This window comes from Pseudomonas sp. UM16, from assembly GCF_050312595.1.
Lineage (GTDB): Bacteria > Pseudomonadota > Gammaproteobacteria > Pseudomonadales > Pseudomonadaceae > Aquipseudomonas.
On sequence record NZ_JBNPJT010000003.1, the window covers coordinates 150759 to 169461 of the forward strand.

Annotated in this window: 13 protein-coding genes and 2 pseudogenes; 1 reads left to right on the forward strand and 14 read right to left on the reverse strand. The window is 59.1% G+C overall.

The features are described 5' to 3' along the window. Positions 1 to 2 precede the first annotated feature (2 nt). The 11 genes and pseudogenes from ACQRAX_RS04460 to ACQRAX_RS04510 form a co-directional block, all read right to left on the reverse strand. Positions 3 to 1568, reverse strand: coding sequence for an arylsulfatase (locus ACQRAX_RS04460; protein WP_412039250.1), 1566 nt, complete (start codon positions 1566 to 1568; stop codon positions 3 to 5). A gap of 99 nt (positions 1569 to 1667) precedes the next feature. Next, positions 1668 to 2669, reverse strand: a complete 1002-nt coding sequence (locus tag ACQRAX_RS04465) for an HAD family hydrolase (protein WP_412039249.1) — start codon at positions 2667 to 2669, stop codon at positions 1668 to 1670. Positions 2670 to 2698: 29 nt separating this feature from the next. After that, positions 2699 to 4015, reverse strand: coding sequence for a hypothetical protein (locus tag ACQRAX_RS04470; RefSeq protein WP_412039248.1), 1317 nt, complete (start codon positions 4013 to 4015; stop codon positions 2699 to 2701). A 201-nt stretch (positions 4016 to 4216) separates the two neighbouring features. Beyond that, a pseudogene (locus ACQRAX_RS04475) lies at positions 4217 to 4315 on the reverse strand (hypothetical protein); the annotation flags it as partial. A 743-nt stretch (positions 4316 to 5058) separates the two neighbouring features. After that, positions 5059 to 5607, reverse strand: a pseudogene (locus ACQRAX_RS04480) (VWA domain-containing protein); the annotation flags it as partial. 3 nt (positions 5608 to 5610) lie between these two features. Next, positions 5611 to 6612 (reverse strand): vWA domain-containing protein, encoded by a 1002-nt coding sequence (locus ACQRAX_RS04485; RefSeq protein ID WP_412039247.1) that lies wholly within the window; start codon positions 6610 to 6612, stop codon positions 5611 to 5613. Continuing rightward, the gene (locus ACQRAX_RS04490; RefSeq protein ID WP_412039246.1) at positions 6599 to 7105 is read right to left on the reverse strand and encodes a DUF4381 domain-containing protein; all 507 of its coding nucleotides are present in this window, start codon (positions 7103 to 7105) and stop codon (positions 6599 to 6601) included. The genes ACQRAX_RS04485 and ACQRAX_RS04490 overlap by 14 nt, the downstream gene beginning before the upstream one ends. After that, positions 7102 to 8061, reverse strand: a complete 960-nt coding sequence (locus ACQRAX_RS04495; RefSeq protein ID WP_412039245.1) for a DUF58 domain-containing protein — start codon at positions 8059 to 8061, stop codon at positions 7102 to 7104. The genes ACQRAX_RS04490 and ACQRAX_RS04495 overlap by 4 nt, the downstream gene beginning before the upstream one ends. 4 nt (positions 8062 to 8065) lie before the next feature. Further along, positions 8066 to 9040 (reverse strand): AAA family ATPase, encoded by a 975-nt coding sequence (locus ACQRAX_RS04500; protein ID WP_412039244.1) that lies wholly within the window; start codon positions 9038 to 9040, stop codon positions 8066 to 8068. Positions 9041 to 9130: 90 nt separating this feature from the next. Next, positions 9131 to 11416, reverse strand: a complete 2286-nt coding sequence (locus ACQRAX_RS04505; RefSeq protein ID WP_412039243.1) for a tetratricopeptide repeat protein — start codon at positions 11414 to 11416, stop codon at positions 9131 to 9133. Positions 11417 to 11654: 238 nt separating this feature from the next. Next, on the reverse strand, positions 11655 to 12344 hold the full coding sequence (locus ACQRAX_RS04510) for an autoinducer binding domain-containing protein (RefSeq protein WP_412039242.1): 690 nt from the start codon (positions 12342 to 12344) through the stop codon (positions 11655 to 11657). Positions 12345 to 12783: 439 nt separating this feature from the next. Between ACQRAX_RS04510 and ACQRAX_RS04515 the strand changes: the two genes are divergently transcribed. Further along, on the forward strand, positions 12784 to 13092 hold the full coding sequence (locus ACQRAX_RS04515) for a hypothetical protein (protein ID WP_412039241.1): 309 nt from the start codon (positions 12784 to 12786) through the stop codon (positions 13090 to 13092). Between the two features lie 79 nt (positions 13093 to 13171). On the opposite strand, the gene ACQRAX_RS04520 is transcribed toward ACQRAX_RS04515, so the two are convergent. The 3 genes from ACQRAX_RS04520 to ACQRAX_RS04530 all read right to left on the reverse strand — a co-directional run bounded on the left by ACQRAX_RS04520 (position 13172) and on the right by ACQRAX_RS04530 (position 18585). Continuing rightward, complete coding sequence (locus ACQRAX_RS04520) at positions 13172 to 15145, reverse strand: BCCT family transporter (RefSeq protein WP_412039240.1); 1974 nt, start codon at positions 15143 to 15145, stop codon at positions 13172 to 13174. Between the two features lie 132 nt (positions 15146 to 15277). Further along, entirely contained in the window at positions 15278 to 16960 is a 1683-nt protein-coding gene (aspT, locus tag ACQRAX_RS04525) for an aspartate-alanine antiporter (RefSeq protein WP_412039239.1), read from the reverse strand. Continuing rightward, positions 16957 to 18585 (reverse strand): mechanosensitive ion channel family protein, encoded by a 1629-nt coding sequence (locus tag ACQRAX_RS04530; protein WP_412039238.1) that lies wholly within the window; start codon positions 18583 to 18585, stop codon positions 16957 to 16959. Before ACQRAX_RS04530 ends, aspT begins: the two co-directional genes overlap by 4 nt. Between the last annotated feature and the right edge of the window lie 118 nt (positions 18586 to 18703).

Sequence of the window (18703 nt, forward strand, 5' to 3'; positions counted from 1 at the left end):
CCTTACTTCTTCATCTTCTCTTCAATCTTCTTGTCTACGTCAGCCCGGATCTGGTCAATGCTAAAGCTGGCCGGACGCTGGCTTGGCGGATACTCAACAAAGGTCTGCAAGAACTTAGCGGCCTTTCGGGTGCCCTGGAAAATCAGGTAGTCGTTCTTGGTCAACCAGTCGTAGTACTGGTCTGATACCACGTCAGCCCGCTCATAAGGGTCCATGCGCAGGTTAAACATTTTTGGTACCCGCAAGCAGGTGAACGGTTCGCTCCACACTTGCAGACCACCGGGCGCACGCTGCTCACAGAACACCAACTTCCAGTTACCGAAACGCATGGAGACAAGCTCGCCATCGTCGTTGAAGTAGTAGAATTCTTCACGTGCACTCTTGTCGGATTTACCGGTCAAGTAATCCAGCTGATTGAACCCATCCAGGTGCACCTTGAAGTTCTTGCCGCCCACATCGGCACCCTTGAGCAAACGCTCTTTGATGTCCGTATCGCCGACTGCGGCCAGTAGCGTCGGAAACCAGTCGAGCCCCGAGAACATCTGGGTAGAGATGGTGTCTGGCTTCACCTTGCCTGGCCAGCGGATCATCGCCGGTACCCGATATGCGCCCTCCCAGTTGGAGTTCTTCTCGTTACGGAACGGCGTAGTTGCCGCGTCCGGCCATGACCACTGGTTCGGTCCATTGTCAGTGGTGTAGACCACGATGGTATTGTCGGTAATCTTCATATCATCAAGCGATTTGAGCAGTTTGCCGACGTCACCGTCATGCTCAAGCATGCCGTCGGCATAGTCGTTGCCCAGCATACCGCTCTGGCCCTTCATCGACTCACGCACGTGAGTGAAGGCGTGCATACGCGTGGTATTCATCCAGACAAAGAACGGTTGATTGGCTTTGACCTGCTTCTCCATGAAGTTGATTGCAGCCTGCGTGGTCTCGTCGTCGATGGTTTCCATACGTTTTTTGGTCAGTGCACCGGTGTCTTCGATTTTGCCGTCAGCACTGGATTTGATCACACCACGGGGTGATGCCGCCTTGAGAAACTCAGGGTCATCTTTAGGCCAGAACGGACGTTCAGGCTCTTCTTCCGCGTTGAGGTGATACAGGTTGCCGAAGAACTCATCAAAGCCATGATTTGTCGGCAGGTACTCATCACGGTCACCCAAGTGGTTTTTACCGAACTGACCGGTGGCATAGCCTTCGGCTTTAAGTGCCTGAGCGATGGTAATGTCACGGTCCTGCAAGCCAACCGGAACACCCGGCATGCCGACCTTGGACAAGCCGGTACGCAAGGGTGTCTGACCCGTGATGAAGGAAGAGCGACCCGCGGTGCAGCTGTTCTCGGCATAGTAGTCGGTGAACATCATGCCTTCTTTGGCAATCCGGTCGATGTTGGGAGTTTGGTAGCCCACTACGCCCTTGCCATAGGCGCTGATATTGGTCTGGCCGATGTCATCGCCGAAAATCACCAGGATGTTGGGTTTCTCCGCCGCCTGCGCGGCACTCATCACCGCCGCCACGCTCGCGGCAAGGGTCATTGTTGTTATCCATCGTCTATTGAGTTTCATAGTGCCACTTTCTCCGTCTCACGTTTACTGGCATCGGCCACGACTACGTGCACCAGAGGTACCTTGTTGAAGGTTCCTTGTGCGCCTGCGGTATCTCGTTTACTCGTCCTCAATACTGTCGAAGGGATAGACCCGGCGCCACTCGCGGGCCATGTCAACCACGGTCCAGCCGTCTTTGTTGGCAGCTGTCAGCGCTTTGTTCAGGCGACCGACTTTGCTGTCGCGGTCATAGGCCCATTCGCGTCTGACATCGGTGTGATGCACCAGCCCCGCAAAACGCTTGCCGCTGCCGGCCATGGTCCATTGCAGCATTTGCAGGTCGCCGTCGGAGTTACCGAACGCCAGGATCGGTCGACGACCAATGACAGCGTCGATGCTGACCGGCTTGCCCGGGCCATCATCGTTGTGGAGTACCTTGGGCAGGCGCTGGATGGTCAGCGTGCCCTTGCTGTCGTCAAAGCGCGTCTCCAGGGTCGTGCCGATCACCTGCTCTGGGGGAATGCCATAGACTTCTTCAGCGAACGCCCGCATGAAAGCCACTTCGCCGCCCGAGACGATGTAAGTCTTAAAGCCATTGGCGCGCAGGTACTCGAGCAGCTCCAGCATCGGCTGGAAGACCATCTCGGTGTAAGGCTTCTTGGTTTTTGGGTGAACCGCCGTGGCGAGCCAGCTTCGGGTCTGGGCGATAAACGCCTCGGTGCTGACACCGGAGTGGGTCGCGGCGACAATTTTCAGCAGGCCATCCATGCCGCTTGCAGCCAAGGCCTTGTGGTCACCTTCAAGGACCGCCTTGAACGGTTGCTGGGTTTTCCATTGTGGGTGTTGCGGAGCCAGGCGCTTGACTTCATCCAGGGCAAACTGCACCTCGAAGTACATCGGCTGCTCGCTCCACAAGGTGCCGTCATTGTCGAACACCGCAATGCGTTCTGCCACCGGCACATAATCCTTGCTGCCTTCTGTGCTGACGGCGCTGACAAACTGCTCGATGGCTTGGCGCGAAGTCCCGTTGTACCAGGAGGGCAAAGGGTCCGCTGCGTGCACCAGAAGCGGTACCAGCACCAGCAGACTGAGCAACCAACGTACCTGAAGTCGTTGAGGCATAGAACGTCCTTGAGCAGATTCCTCGTACCTTACTCATGCGAGTCAGGGTTCAATGGCCTCAATCCATACTGCGGATAGGCGACCTTACGCTTGCGTAACTGCCGCCGTGATAACGCCAGCGATTGCACCAGGTTGGTGGGTGCAGCCTCGGCCGAATCGGTAGGGGCATAACGAATCTTGAGCAAGTCTAGTGAACGATTGACTGCTGTGTCGGACAATTCTTCAGAAAATTCCGACAGCGTGCGCTTGCCACTACTGCGGCGCACCCACAGGTAGAGTCCACCCAATTGCAACGGGCGCTCGCTCAACTGCTGGCGCAGCAGCTGCCAGGCGTAGTCTGCGGACGCCAGCCAGTTACGCCGCCGGTTTTCCCGTCGTTGCCGCAGCCAAACTACCGCAGCATGCGCCCATGGGCCCCCGAAGTAGATCAGGCACGCTGCCACCAGCGCCAAGGTCGCCAGCAACAACCAGTGCCCGGCGATGCGCACATGGGCCTGGCGGCCAAGGGCACGCAAGTCCTCATTGATATCAAACGGTGTGCTGTAACTGCCTTTGCCTGCGGTAAAGCTCACGGCCTCGACCGACGCCGTGCGCGCCTCGCCGCTGCTGGTGTCCCACCACTGCACAGCAATGGCCGGCAGGCTATGCGCGCCCTGCTGTTCGATCACATAGGTCACGCTGTCTACACGCTTACCGCCGGAGACACCTCCTCGACCGTCACTCAAGGCCGCTACTGTGGGGGGCTGCAGGTAACGCTTCAGGCCCACTACCTGAGCAAAGGAGGGTGGCGGAATCAGCATCGCCTGTGCGCCTTGCGCCTCAAGGGTCAACTGCCGGGTGATGCTGTCACCCACTCGTAAAGGCTCATGGGAGCGCAGCAGGGTCTGGGTGACCGCCAGCTGATTTGCCACCAGGCGCTGCTGATTACCGGTACCTGCCAACGCGTTGGCAACGAAGGTCAGCGGCTGACTGTTGAGCGTCACCTGCCCACTGCCCTGCCCCGGCTGCACCTGGAACGCCAGCGCCGGGATGCTGAATGTCTGCGCCACCTGCGGTGTGATCTGGTAGGTGTAACGCAAGCCAAAAAAGGCCTTGCCATCGAGCTGCTCATTGAGGTGCTGCGCCTCTCCCCCGGGCGGGGTCACCACGGCACCGGGCAACTCCAGCTTGGGCAAGATCGGCGCGGCGGTAAACCAGGTGTCCACCAGCAGGTCAACCTGCAGGCTGACAGTGGCGCCGACCACGACACCGGATTGCGGAACCAGTCGGCTTTGCACGCGGACCTCGGGGGCGGCGCTTGCCAATAGTGGCGCGCATAGCAGCAACAGCAGCCCTAGGAGTTTCATGGCGTCTCCCCAGGCGCTTGACGCTCGGCGTTCTGCAGGGTGAACTTGCGTTTGAGAAACTGTGCCGGCGATGTCGTCAGGTTGTTCAGCCACAACTCATCCGAGGCTGCTTGCGCGGTGCTGACCTGCTTTTGCTGCGCGCCCTGACTGGGCGTTTGGTCCTCGACTACTTTGTCGGCCTTCTCATCCGGGGTGCCGGCCTGTTGCTGATCCTCGTAGTCCTTGAGCAAGGCCTGGGCCAGGGCCAGATTGGCTTTGGCCTGGGGAAAATCCGCCTGTTTGTGCAGGGCTTGCTGGTAAGCGCTGATGGCCTGAGGAAACTTGAACAGGCGCACGTAGATATTGCCCAGATAGAAGTACGCTGAGGCATTGTCCAGGTGGGCAAAACTGGCCAGCGCTACGGGATAGTCCGCCGCGTTGTAGGCCGCCACGCCTTTCCAGTACGGGTCGCTGAAGTGCGCGGCAGCCTGGGGGAAATGGCCGTGTTCAAACGCCCAGCGCCCTTGCTGATCAGGCGTGAAGAACGCATCGGCCATTACACCGGCGCGCGCCGACTCGAGCGGGGCGCCGAGCATTACCAGCAGCAGCAGACCCAGCCAGTTCACCCGCCAGCCGCGGCGCACACAAAACAGTGCAATCAACGCCAATGGCCAGCACAACCAATAACCAGCATCCTTCCAATGCACCTGTTGCTCATCACCTTGAACCGCTTGAAAGTGCTGCTGAGCATGCAGGGTTATCCAGTCCAGGTCGTCATCATTGAGTGTCAGGCTGCCCAATGGCGCGTGCGCCGCTTGCGCCAGTTGTTTCAACGCCTGGGTATCGAAGGTCGCCTGCAAGGGTTGGCCATCATCGGCTATCCGCGGGCGGCCCTGGGCATCCCGCAACACGCCAGCGTCCTTCGTGCCGACTGCCAACACCAGTACTTGCAGGTCACTGCCGCTCAAGCGTTTGGGAATGTCGGCAAACTGCTCGGACGCGGCACCATCAGTGACCAGCAGCAAGGTGCCAGGCATTTTTTCGGCATCGAGCAGCTTTTTTGCCTGATCGATCACGCCAACAACGTCCTTGCCAGATTGCTCAAGCAGATCGGTCGACAACGCTTGCAGGAAGGTGTCGAGCAGTACCGGGTCTTCAGTGGCCGGCAACACCAGGTGGGCGCTGCCGGCGTAGGCGATCAGCGCTGTACGTGCCCCGGCACGCCGCTGAATCAGGTCATGGAGCTTGTGTTTAGCCGCGAGCAGCCGCGAAGGCGGTACGTCATCAGCATCCATGGACGGCGACAGGTCGATTGCCAGGATCAATGGCGCGCGGTTGTCGAGAAAGTCCGGCGTGTCCTGGGTCCAGGTCGGCCCGGCTGCGGCCACGGCGCCCAGGCCAAGCAGCACCGCGAGCAGGTGAACCGGACGCACACGCTGCTGATCGTCCGGAGTGATCAGCAGCGGCTCCATCAAATGCGCAGCAATCAGCCCTTTGAGCTGACGCTTGAGGTCATGACGGCGCGCCCAGATCCAGGGCAGCAGGATTGCCGGGACAATCAACAACAGCCACCAAGGGCGCAGAAAGTGAAAAGCGCTGAAGTCGATGTCCATGCCTCAACCTGCCGATTGTACGCGTGGCTGAGCAACGGCTGAAACGCGGCTCAGCAGTGCTGCCAGCGTTTGGCAGAGCAGCGACAACAATAGCGCTGCACCCAAAGGCAACCAGAACAAGTCCCGCTTGGGTTGGTGGCGCAAGGTTTTGACGTTGTGCGGGGTGATCTGGTCCAGCGTCGTATAGACATCACGCAGCGCCTGACGATCGCCGGCACGGAAGAAGCGCCCGCCAGTGATCCGGGAGATATTCTGCAGCGCTGCCAGATCAACCTTGGCATCGCCAGTGGCCTGCGGGTCACCGATGCCTATGGTATGCACCACGATCCCCCGCTGTTTGGCCAGCCGCGCGGCGTGTTCGGGGGTGATGGCGCTGCCGGTGTCATTGCCGTCGGTCAACAGGATCAGCACTTTCTCCTGCTCCTTGGCCTGTTCGAACAGTTTGATGCTCAGCCCGATGGCATCCCCCAGCGCGGTATTTGGGCCGGCCATGCCAATCCCGACCTCATCGAGCAGCACACCCAGGCTGGCATGATCCAGCGTGAACGGCGCCTGGGGATAGGCGCCCGTGCCGAACACGATCAAGCCAATGCGATCATCCTTGCGCTGAGCGATGAAGTCACGCACCACGCCTTTCACCGCCGTCAGGCGATCACTGTTGTGGCCGTTGGTATCGGTGTAATCCTGGGTCTGCATCGATTGGGATATGTCGATGGCCAGCATCATGTCGCGAATCGGCTGCTGGTGTTCGATGGCCTGCTCGACCCACACCGGCCGTGCACATGCGGCCAACAGCAGCGCCCAGACCAGCAGGTTGAGCGCCAACTGCCATCGCCCAGCGCCGGCGCGGGCACTGCCAGGTTGCTGACCAATGGCACGGCTCATGGCGGCGAAGAGCGGCACCCGCAGCGCACTGTGGGCTTCACGATAAGCACTGAGGAAACGGTAAGCCAACCAGGGTAGTGGCAACAGCAACAGCGCCCAGGGATAGTCAAACTGCCACATGATGGGCCTCGATCCATTGCCGGCTGGTCGCAAACAGCGCATTGATCTCGGTTTGGGGGATACCCAGCACCAGGTGGTCAGGCGCGTAGGCCAGGGTGTACAGGTGCGCAGCAAAATCCTGCGCAAGCGGCGCTGGTGCATGCTGAGCCAGAAACCCTTGCCACTGTCCTGCGCTGAGTGACGCTGCTGGGGCAGCAGCATTCATCGATAGCGCTACGCGCTTGAGCAGCACCGGTAGTTCCCGCAACGCCTGCAAGCGCTGCGACGTATCGGTGAGGTTGTGCTCCAGGCCATCCAGGTAAACCAATGCTTCGCGCCGGTAGCGATTGCGTTGCCAGCGTCGCCAGTAGCTTATCCCCCAACAACTGAGGAGGACGACCACCACCAGCAACAGCAACAACCAGCCCCAGGTTTGCGGTGCATAGCTAAATGGCGGCGTTGGCAACGCCAGTTCCTGGAGCTGGTCGATATTCGGTGGCGCTTGCGCTGTCATCGGGCCACCCCCGACAACCGGCCCAGTTCACGACGCAGTTGCAGCAGTGGCTCCTCCCCTGTACTGATCATCATCAACGGCACCTGGCTGCGACGCAGCAACTCGGCAACACTGCGCAAGCGCCCAGACAGAAACTGCGCCAATGGCCGATTGACCTGGCGTCGGCCAACCTCCAGCTCCACCTGTAATTGCCCTTGGGTCACGGTCAAGCGCCCCTCCTGGGGCAGGTCCAGCGCAATCGGGTCATACACTTGCATGGCGATTACATCGTTGTGCGCACTGAGCTGGCGCAGCAGCTGAAGGGTCTGCGTTGAAACGCCGGAAAAGTCGCTGATGATGCACACCAGGCTATCGTGACTGGCCTCAGCGATGCAGTTACGCAGGACCACATCAAGCTGGTTGGCCGTTTCGGCGTCCGCTGCTGTGGCCGAGAGTTTTTGATTGCTGCGTATCACCGCAGCGCAGAGCGCTTCAACCCGCGCCCGACTGCGTAACGGCCGTATGTGCTGAACCCCTTGATCGTCGAACACCAGGCCGCCCACGCGGTCACCGGCATGTAACGCGATCCATGCCGACAATGCCGCCAACTCCGCGGCGACAACTGATTTGAAACTGCGTTGGGAGCCGAAGAACATGCTCATGCGCTGGTCGACCAACAGTAGCGTCGGCCGGTCACGCTCTTCGGTGAAGGTGCGAACAAAGGGTTTGCCATAACGTAACGAGGCGCGCCAGTCGAGATGGCGAAGGTCGTCGCCGGGAATGTAGCGACGCAACTCATCGAAGCTCAAGCCGCGACCGCGCAGGCGTGAAGCATGATTGCCGGAGAGAATGCTCGCCAACGGTTGCCGGGCGAGAAAGCTCAAGCCGCGTACGCGATGCTCCAGCGCCATCAGCTGACTGAGCGAGGCGTAGACCAAGCCATCGGCTGGCGGTGTATCTGAATGCAAGGTAGCCATGGGCTCAGGCCGGAATCGCGACATGATCCAGCAGTCGGTCGATCACCTGATCTGCCGTGATGCCGTCGGCTACCGCATCGTAAGAAAGCTGCAAGCGATGGCGCAGCACAGGATGCACCACAGCGCGCACATCATCGGGCGAAACAAAATCATTTCCGCTCAACCAGGCATGTGCCCGCGCTACCCGGTCCAGGCTGATCCCACCGCGCGGGCTGGCGCCAATCTTGATCCAGCGTGCCAGGTCTTCGTTGTAGGCTGCCGGGTTACGCGTGGCGTTGATCAGGTCAATTACATAGTGGTCAATGGCCTCGGCGACGTGAATCGCAGCAACCTCTTTGCGCGCGGCAAACACCACGTCCTGCGGTAGGCGCTGAGGTGCTTGGGCCGCATCACCGCCGTGCTGCTCTTCGCCGCGCACCAGGCGCAACACCAGGGTTTCATCAGCGACCTTGGGGTAGTCCAGTTGCAGCTTCATCAGGAATCGGTCCATTTGCGCTTCCGGTAATGGGTAAGTGCCTTCCTGCTCGATAGGATTCTGGGTGGCCAGGACCATGAACAACCCAGACATTGGGTAACTTTGCCCGGCCACGGTAATCTGCCGCTCTTCCATGGCTTCGAGCAGAGCGGCCTGGACCTTGGCCGGTGCACGGTTGATCTCGTCAGCGAGAATGACATTGCCAAACAGCGGCCCCGGCTGAAACTTGATCTGGTTGCCTTCGGCTCCCTGCTGCAAGATTTCTCCACCGGTAATATCCGATGGCAACAGGTCCGGGGTGAACTGGATCCGCCGCATCTGGGCATCCAGGTGCGTGGCTAAGGCTTTGACCGTACGGGTCTTGGCCAGGCCCGGCAGGCTCTCCAGCAGCACGTGCCCATTGGCCAACAAACCCAGCACTACATGGCGGATGGTTTCGGCCTGCCCCAACACCTGTTGCGCAACGCTCGCTTCCAGTGCAGCAACTTGTTCGCGTATGGACACTGATTCACTCCCTGACTTGGCAGCAATGGCTTAAATCCTAGCAGCAGCTGGTGCATGCGCAAGCCGGCCAGGCGCGGCGTTAACCCTTGGTCAGGGCTTCTGCCAATAAGGCTCGATCGCCTGCAGACGTGGATCATCAGGGGCGACCTTGCGCAAGTGCTGGACATAGCCGAAGGCTTCGCTGCGCTCGCCTGCCAGGGCGTGCAGGTAGATCAACGAGTACAGCAGGTCAGGATCGTCCGGGGCCTGCTGCAAGCCACTGCGCAAAGCACTGATGGCCTCGTCACGACGATTCAGGCGCGACAACAACAGGCCCTGGTTGTAGCGAATACGGGTGTTGTTCGGTAACGCCACGGCGGCCGTTTCCATCCACTCCAGTGCGGGCTCGGGTTTACCCTGCTCGACCAGCAACAACGCCAGCATGTAAGCCAGGTTGCCATGATCGCTAACTGGCATGTTCTCCAGGGCCAAGCCCTCATGCAGAATCTGCTCGGCATCGTCCAGCCGTTGCGCGGCGCCCAGCAGGGTCACCAGGTTGACCCGCGCGGGGACAAAGTACGGGTCGAACTTCAAGGCCTGGCGATATTCGTCCATTGCCTGGTCATTTCGCCCCTGGCGGCTCAGCAGTACTGCCAGGTTCAGGCGCCCACCTGGCAGGTCAGCGTTACCGCGCAAACGACGCTCGTAGTCAGCCAGCAAGGTGTTGAAGGTCTCGCGCGACTCGGCCGGCAACTGTTCAACCGGAACATCGGCCAACACTCGGACGGTTTCATCGCGCACGGCCAGGGTCGGGTCGCTGAGCAGCGGCAGCAACGGTTGCAGGCGTTGCGCCGCAGGTACACTGGAAAAACCTGATACGGCATAGGCGCGTACCAAGGCACTAGGGTCCTTGAGTGCCCAGCCGAGGCTGATGGTTGATTGACGGCCCAGATCGGCCAGTTGTTCTGCGGCGGTAGCACGCACAATTGCCGGTTTGCCCTGATCCGCCAACAACGCACTGAGTTGGCTGAACGCGATGCCCTGGCCACTGCGCACGGCATGGAAGTTTTCGCCATAGTGCGGCGCACGCTGCGGGGTGCCGAACCAGCCGTCAATGGCTTGCGCCGCCCATCGCGGCTTTTTATCTGTATGGCAGGCGGTACAGGCGTCCGGGCTGCCGTCTTTACCGGCCAGATCCGGCCGCGGTATACGCAAGCTGTGGTCACGCCGCGGGTCCACCACCATGTAGGTCTTGGTCGGCATATGGCAGTTGACGCACTGGCTGCCGGGGCTGCCCGCAGGGTGGTGATGGTGCGCTTGGCTGTCGTAGTCCTTGGTCTGCAGGCTAGGAAAACGGGCTACGGGTGGCTGGCTATTGTGGCATTGCAGGCACAAGCCATTGCCTTCGACTTTGACTTTGTTGGTGTGCGGGTTGTGGCAATCGGTGCAGCCCACACCCGCTGCATACATCTTGCTCTGGGTGAACGAACCATATTCGTAGACTTCGCCGTCAATCTGGCCATCCGCGTGGTACAAACCGCTGCGCAACGTCGCTGGTAGGCTCTGGTCCAGTTGTGGATGGCCGGGCATCTGGCCGACACCCAGGGTTTGCCGACGGCTGTGGCAAAAGGCGCATTGTTCGACCAACCCCTGACTGCCCATTGCCTTGTAGTCCACGGCAAGTCCTATAGCGGCGGCCGAGGCGTCGGTGTTGTCCATGGGGTTTGCCGACTTAGCCGCCTTTGCCCAATCAACATGGGCCTGGCCTGGGCCATGGCAACTTTGGCAACCGACGTTCTTTTCCTGCCAGGTAGAGGCAAAACTATCCTCACTGTCGTTGTAGTTTTTCATCAGCCGGGTCGAATGGCAGTCGGCACACATGCCGTTCCAGTTCTGATAGCGTCCGGTCCAGTGCAACGGATCATTGGGGGCAAAGCGTTGGCCTGGATACAACGAAAACCAGCGTTGCCCGCCCGCGCTTTTGGTGCGACTGTCCCAGGCAATGGTCAGTGCCTGCAGCCGCCCGCGTGGCAAGGACACCAGATACTGCTGCAACGGGTAATGGCCGAAGGTGTAGAGAATCTCAAAGTCGGCAGGTTTGCCCGTCTCGCCTTCGGTGTTGACGAAATAACGTTTACCCTTGCGAAAGAACCGGGCCTTGACCCCGGCCTCATCAAAGCGTGCGTCTTTGAAGTTACCCAGCACGTTTTGCGCAGTGGCATCGCGCATGGCCCAGCCGTGATCGGAGTCTTTCCACTGTTGGGCTTGTTCGCTATGGCAGCCCAGACAAGTGGCCGTAGCGACATAGCCTTGACTCGAACTGGCTGACGCGGGTGCGCGAGCGCTGGATTGGCTGTTAGCCCAGGCCGGCAACAGGCCGGACACCAGTATCAGCATAAGCCCCGACAGAAACCCGCGCCGACAACGAGCCAGCAGACTTCCCTTTGCCTTGCAACGCCCCATTCCTTGCTCCACGGTCATTTCATTTCGCCCTGTGCCGGGCGCTATTGGCTTGTACTGTGTTTGCCGCGTGCTTTAGGCTAGTGCATCTTTTGCCAATAGCTGAGGTGAAATTCCAAAAAGACCTAACATCTATTGCGAATTTGTCAGCGTCTGACGGTGCACCCCAGTTCGGCTAACTTTCAGCGATCAGCCCCAGTTTCACTGCCCGCGCCACCGCTGCGACCTTGTTGTGAACACCGAGTTTGGTCATTGCATTGCGCAAATGAAAGTTCACCGTAGAGCAAGACAATCCTAAAATTTTCGCCACGTCCTCAGCGCATTTACCGTGGGAGGTCCACTGTAATACCTCAATTTCACGCGCGCTCAGATGCAGCTCGAGTGTTTGCTGGCGTGCATCTTGTGCCTGGTGGATATGCAGGAATGTGCCCAGCAACTGGATGTCACCGGCTTTCTCATACAACTCATGAGTGCACAGCGTCGGCTCGCCACGTGCAACACTGAATACACTGAACACTCCTGTACTGTGGCTGCCCTGAGACACACCGCACCGCAGACCGTGGGCTTGTGCTTCCTGCCAGAGTTGCGGAGTATCGGCGAACAGCGCGTCAGTCCAGCACACCGGTAGCAGCGAGCGTCGACACGCGCCAACCCGTGGATCGCACTCGGCATAGTTCCGGGCGGTGTAGCGCTCAACCCAAGCCGCAGGGCAAGTGCTTAACAGTACGGGATGAGGGTGAAGGCTGTTCCAGGAGAGAAAACTGCAGAAATCGAATCCCAGGTCCTTCACTCCCTCGCACGCATAGTCAAATGCGTTTGACAGCGTTGCTGCATGACTCAGGTTTTCCCAGGTTTTGTCGCCCATTTCCACCCTACCGTCTCCCTGCTCCATAAGCGTGGCCCAGTCAAACTTGAACCCCTTGGTACTGCTCCTGCCCCTCAACTGTAGGTTGAAGGATGAATAACCGCTACTTCAATAAACATTTTGTTTATTTTTTAATCTCAAATTGCCATACCTGTAAATGCCTTGATGGCTGTATTTATAGCCCCTGACAATGAGCCCGTCAGCCTGCACCTCGTTTTAAAAGTGGACAGATAAAGTTCAACAATTTATGTTCCACGGCAACTATCGGAAAATATACATCTCGACAGTTACGCGCACATTTAAAGTTGCAAGAACACCCTTACAACTTACTCAAAGCGCAAACAAATCAATCAGTGCGCCAACAAGGATGTGCGACGCCTGAGGACGTGCCGGCGGTAAAAGCTGGCACCCCACTCATACGACATAAGGACCATGTGCCATGCCCAAGCATGATTTCCAGTTGACCTATTCCATCCCCGATACACTCGACGGCAGTTCAACCACGGCGCGGGAAAAAATGCGCAATTACGCTGATTGGGCGACCGTCACGGATATCGACACGACCCTGACGGGCCAACTGCCACTTCATGGCCTGCTTATCGAAAAACGCCAGCAAGCGGAACGAGAGGTAAAGAAGGTTATCAAGGAAGTGCTCGAACAAAGTCGCAAGCGCAGCTCGCTGACGCTGCATGCCAGCCTGATGGTATGCGGGCTGGGAGAACACATCCGCTTTGATGTCAACGCATAGCTGATGCATCAGCGTACACGCCCGCCCCTGTAAGGCGGTCGTGTACGCTGATGTCGTGCTGTTCTATAAACAGGCCGGCTCAGCGAACCATATGCAAGTAATGTAAATGCCGCTCGTACTGGTCGAGGATATCGCCGATCACATCTTCACGGCTCCAACCCATGATGTCGTAATCCTGACCGCCTTCGCGTAGATGCACTTCAGCGCGGAAATACTTGCGCGCATCACTGTTGTCATCACTTTCCTGCAGCACAAAGCTAGGCATAACGAACGCCCTGGGCCGTACTTCGTAAAGGAACCGCCCTTCTCCAGCGTGATCCAGCTCCAGGGTGATGCGTCCATCGTCCTGCTCTTGAATCGTCACCTCATACCCCTGTTTGCGCAGCTCCCCGGCGACTTCCTCACAGGCAGGCTTGACCACTTCACCAATGAAGCGGGTAACGTGCGAGCGCTTCGGCATCATCGCGATATTACGCAGGCGTCGCTGCCAGCCGCCGAATGAGTGGGCCACGTTGCGCGGCGACGGTAACGCCTGGTAACGCAGGCCTTGACGTGTGGCATCCAGGTTCAAGGCGCGGAACAGCCCCCAGATCGAGGCCAGAAGAATGATCGAGAACGGTAGCGCACTGGCAATGGTCGCGGTTTGCAGGGCCTTCAAACCGTTGGCCAGCAGCAGCGCTACTGCCACTACGCCAATGCTCACCGACCAGAAGATGCGTTGCCACAACGGTGAGTGGTCATGCCCTGAGGAAGCCAACATATCCACTACCAGCGCGCCTGAGTCAGCGGAGGTGATAAAAAACACTACCACCATCAACACTGCAACCATCGACACCACGCTGGACATCGGAAAGTGTTCGAGGAAGGCGAACAATGCCAATGAGCTGTCCTGCCCCACCACCACGGCCAAATCCTTCACGCCCTCGTTGAGGATCATATGCAACGCCGAGTCGCCAAACACGGTCATCCACAACAGGGTGAACCCGGCTGGCACGAAGAGCACGCCACAGATGAATTCGCGAATGGTCCGCCCGCGCGAAATGCGCGCGATGAACAGGCCAACGAAGGGTGACCAGGACAGCCACCAACCCCAGTACAACAGGGTCCAGCCGCCGATCCAGTCAGTGGGCTCATAGGCGTAGAGGTTGAACGTTTTGTTGACGATCTCAGAAAGATAGGCGCCGGTGTTCTGCACATAGGCCTGGAGCAAGAACACCGTGGGCCCGAGCAACAACACAAACAGCATCAGCACCAGTGCCAATACCAGGTTGAGCTCCGACAGCATCCGCACGCCCCGATCCAGGCCGCTGGCGACCGACAGCGTGGCCAGGCCACAGGTGACGGTAATCAGGATGATCTGCACCGTGGTATTGATCGGCACACCAAACAGCTGGTGAAAACCACTGTTGATCTGCAACACTCCATAGCCCAGCGAGGTGGCCACCCCGAACACCGTACCGATGATCGCGAACACGTCCACCGCGTGCCCGATCGGGCCGTAGATACGCTCACCAATCAATGGATACAGCGCCGAGCGCAATGTCAACGGCAAGCCCTTGCGGAAGCTGAAGTAGGCCAGGATCAGACCGACGATGGCATAGATCGCCCACGCATGCAGCCCCCAGTGGAAGAAGGTGATCTTCATCGCCTCCCGGGCGGCCTGCACGGTGCCGGATTCACCCACCGGCGGGCTGGTGAAGTGCATGACCGGCTCGGCGACCCCAAAGAACATCAAACCGATGCCCATTCCCGCCGAGAACAACATGGCAAACCAACTGCGACTGCGGTATTCCGGCTCGCTGTGGTCAGGGCCGAGCTTGATATCGCCGTAACGGCTGACCGCCAGAAACACCGCGCTGATCAAGATCAACGCCACTGCCAGAATGTAAAACCAGCTGGCGTTGGTGATGATCCACTGCTGGATATGGTTGAACTGAGATTGCGCGTGCTCCTGAAAAGCCACGGCATAGAACACCAGCAACAGAATAAGCACAGCGCTGGTGTAGAACACCGGTGGATTAAGGGTGCTCCTTGGCTTGGTCGGGTTTTCCATCAGGCGGGTCTCTCCGTTGCAACAATAAACATCAGCAAACATCCAGCGATACCGGACGATCACGCGTGTGCACAGCGTAGCTTACCGCGCCTTTAGCAAACTACCGGCCACCGCTGTCTAGAAGCGTCACAATCAACTGGCGACATAGACGATGATCGGGCCGCACACCGCCAGCAGTACATTGGAAATGGCATAGCAGACAGTGAAACCAATCACCGGCGTGTTGCTCCCGGACTGTTCAATGATCTTGTTCATCGACGCGGCTTCCGTCTGGGCGCCTGCCAGCGCACCGAACAACACCATTGGGTGCAAGCGCAGGACATATCGCCCGAAATACAGCGACACCAGCGGTGGCAACAAGGTCACCACCACCCCGGAAATCAGCAAGGCAACGCCTTGGCTCTGCATCGCGGTGATGGCGGCCGGGCCCGCCAGCAGGCCGACCACAGCACCGAAAGCAGTCAGCCCGAACTCTGAAAACGCCCACTGCGCAGCGGCCGGCAAGGCACCTACCTCGGGGTGGCGAGAGTTGTACCAACCGATCAACAGGGCAACCAACAACACCCCGCCGCCCACGCCCAGCTCGATGGGAATCATGCCGATATGCGTCGAGAGCATGCCTACCAGCGCGCCCACGACCATGCCCAGGCTGTGTACGGCGATATCGCTTTTGTAGCTGTGCTCGCGAATCCGTCCCAGTTGGTGCGCCAACGCGATAATGCTTGAGGTGCGCCCGGTGAGCGAGATGACATCCCCTTTGCGCAGCACCGTGTTGGGTAGCATGGGCAATTCCAGGCCCTGGCGGGTAATGGTGGTGACGAAGCAGCCCATGCGCTCCGAGCCCAACAATGCAGCCTTGATTTCATGCACCGTTTTGCCGGCCAAAACGGCGCTGGTCAGCACCACGTCGGCGCTGCGGGTGGGAAAGGACAGCGATTGTTGGTGGTCGATTTCCGGGCCCAGCCATTGCGCCAGTACGCCAACGTCTTCACGCAAGGCATAGACCCCGACGATATCGCCGCTTTGCAGGACTAAACCTGTGTCACGTTCAAGGACCAGGTCGCCGCGTACCACGCGCTCGATGGTGATGTTCGCGTGACGGCGCTCAAACTCGGCGATCGACATGCCATTGGCGCTGTCGGCCACGCGATGGGCGCGCACCACGATGCGGGTATAGGGAATGGTGATGATGTCTTCGTTGCTGGCGATGCCCAACTCCAGTTCCAACTCCCGGGCAGAGGTGCGCAGGTCCACACCCAACAGCTTGGGCGCAATGGTACCGACGAAGACAATCAAACCAATGGTGCCAAACAGGTAGGTAATGGCATAGGCAATTGCCATATGGCTGTAGAGCTGATTCTTCGCCACTTCATCCAGCGGTAGCTGGGCGATGGCGCTGCTGGCGGTCCCCATGATCGCGGTATCGGTCAGGGCTCCGGCGCCTAGTCCTGCGGTGAAGCCTGCATCGAAGTGATACACCGCGTTCATCATCAGGATCGCCCCTAGCGCCGTGGCACACAGCACCACCGAGAACAACACCAGCTTCAGGCTGCTGCGGTTCAGGCAACTGAAGAACTCAGGGCCGCTTTTGAAGCCAACGGCATAGATGAACAGCACAAAAAACACTGACTTGAGCGTTTGCGGCACCTCAAGGCCGATCTGGCCGATGATCAAGCCCATCAGCAAGGCACCGGCTACCGAGCCCAAATGGAAACTGCCCAGCTGGATTCGGCCGATCAACACGCCCGAGGCAATGGCCAGGAACACCGCAATCTCGGGGTTGGAGCGCAACGCATGAAGCACAAAGTCGATCATTGCTCGACGCCTTTTTCGCTTGGAGCCTGCGCGGGTGCAGTAAACCAGCGCTCCTTGGGCACGCGTTTCTCTTGCTCGGGATCGCCCAGGTAATGCGGCGACATGATCTGCACACCGTACTCATTGAAGACGTCTTGAATGTTGGCATGCAGCAAGGTCAGCAGCTCGGCACGTGGCCGTGGTTCGCTGGGCACCGCCTGGGCGACCAGGCGGTACTCCGGATAGAAGTCCGACAGTGCCGTCTGAAACACCTGCGGGCTGGGGCTCTGCAAAATCCCGGCGGTGCGTTGCGCCGCTTCCAGCAGCATCGCCTCGACCTGGCGCCAGGGTGTGTCGTAGCCAATGGTCACTACGGTGTCCACCACATAGCCCGCGCCCTGCACCACCCGCGAGTAGTTCTTGGTTACCGCTCCGGTAATCATCGAATTGGGGATGGTCAAGACCTCTCCCAACCCGGTGCGAATGCTGGTGGTGAACATGCCCAGCTCCGTCACCGTCCCCTCATGCTCGCCAATGCGCACAAATTCCCCAGGGCGCAATGTGCGGGTGTACGTCAGGATCAAGCCGGCAGCGGCCTGCCCTACGACACTGGAAGCGCCGAGCGAGATCATCAGGCCAATCAGCACTGACAGGCCCTTGAACGCCTCGGTGCCAGCGCCAGGCAGGTAGGGATACGCCATTGCCAAGGCAAACAGCCAGATTGCCAGCGAGGTCAGGCGAGTGGTTGGCTGCAAGGTTTCATGGTTGAGCCAGGTGATGGTCCCGGGCTTGGCCAGCCGCTCCAGCACACGTTTGCTGAAAGCGCTGATGCCGCGAGCAATGAAGAAAATCATCAGGGCAATGACCAACCCCGGTATGGCGCTGACGATGGCATCGAGGACGTAACGCAACAGCTCCAGCAGGTAATGATCGAGGCTTTCCCCCCAGGGCCGGGTGTAAGGAAAGCGCTGCAAGACGAAGGTCAGCCATTCATAAGTGAGCAACAGCACAATCGACCAGTACAGCAACGCCAGCAAGCGCCTGATCAGCGGAAACAGGTTGCTGGTGTCCAGCAATGGGGTTTCACCGACTTTAAGCACATCGTGGTGACGCCGTATGCGTTTGGGCAGCCAAGACAGCAGTTTGCGCCGGACAAAGCCTGCCAGGCGCAGCAAACCGATATACAGCAGCGTTGCCACTGCGCTCAGCCCCCCTGCGGTCACCAGAAAACGCACACTGCGCGCTTGTCTGGACTCATTCACGACCTTTTCCAAGTGCTGGCCGGCTTGCGCTGCAGCCTCGGCAACTGAGAGCTCTTGACCTGCATCCTTGGGCGTTACGATGAACGCCCGGCGTTCGCCAAGCAGCACCAGGTAGCTGTCTTGAATGGTATCCAGGCGCACCAGTGGATCTTCAGTACCGTCGAGGGTTTCATTGATCACTGTCTGCGCACGTTGGGCACGTGCGGCGGGGGTTTCGCCGAGTACAGTGGCCTGAAAGGTAATAATGCTGCGATTGGCAATCTTCAGCTCGGCCGGTGGCGCCGTCACCTCCGACGAATCTTGCGCGGCATACACAGGGAAGTGAAAAGCAGCCCACAACAGGAAAAAAACGCGCACATACCAGCGCTTCACCCAACTCTCCATGACTCTTGCTCCAGCCAGATTCCCTTGTCAGGGCACAACCGTCGTCTACGGCACATTCGTGGCCAGTGACTGCATCGCACCTGCCGCTCGCGTTGAGCAGGCAACGTCAGGATAGACC

Bases quoted from the DNA above. Each gene is read 5' to 3' on its own strand.
- aspT (WP_412039239.1), bottom strand. From the start codon at position 16,960: ATGATCGACTTTGTGCTTCATGCGTTGCGCTCCAACCCCGAGATTGCG.
- ACQRAX_RS04465 (WP_412039249.1), bottom strand. From the start codon at position 2,669: ATGCCTCAACGACTTCAGGTACGTTGGTTGCTCAGTCTGCTGGTGCTG.
- ACQRAX_RS04460 (WP_412039250.1), bottom strand. From the start codon at position 1,568: ATGAAACTCAATAGACGATGGATAACAACAATGACCCTTGCCGCGAGC.
- ACQRAX_RS04505 (WP_412039243.1), bottom strand. From the start codon at position 11,416: ATGCTGATACTGGTGTCCGGCCTGTTGCCGGCCTGGGCTAACAGCCAA.
- ACQRAX_RS04485 (WP_412039247.1), bottom strand. From the start codon at position 6,612: ATGTGGCAGTTTGACTATCCCTGGGCGCTGTTGCTGTTGCCACTACCC.
- ACQRAX_RS04520 (WP_412039240.1), bottom strand. From the start codon at position 15,145: ATGGAAAACCCGACCAAGCCAAGGAGCACCCTTAATCCACCGGTGTTC.
- ACQRAX_RS04470 (WP_412039248.1), bottom strand. From the start codon at position 4,015: ATGAAACTCCTAGGGCTGCTGTTGCTGCTATGCGCGCCACTATTGGCA.
- ACQRAX_RS04515 (WP_412039241.1), top strand. From the start codon at position 12,784: ATGCCCAAGCATGATTTCCAGTTGACCTATTCCATCCCCGATACACTC.
- ACQRAX_RS04495 (WP_412039245.1), bottom strand. From the start codon at position 8,061: ATGGCTACCTTGCATTCAGATACACCGCCAGCCGATGGCTTGGTCTAC.
- ACQRAX_RS04530 (WP_412039238.1), bottom strand. From the start codon at position 18,585: ATGGAGAGTTGGGTGAAGCGCTGGTATGTGCGCGTTTTTTTCCTGTTG.
- ACQRAX_RS04510 (WP_412039242.1), bottom strand. From the start codon at position 12,344: ATGGGCGACAAAACCTGGGAAAACCTGAGTCATGCAGCAACGCTGTCA.
- ACQRAX_RS04490 (WP_412039246.1), bottom strand. From the start codon at position 7,105: ATGACAGCGCAAGCGCCACCGAATATCGACCAGCTCCAGGAACTGGCG.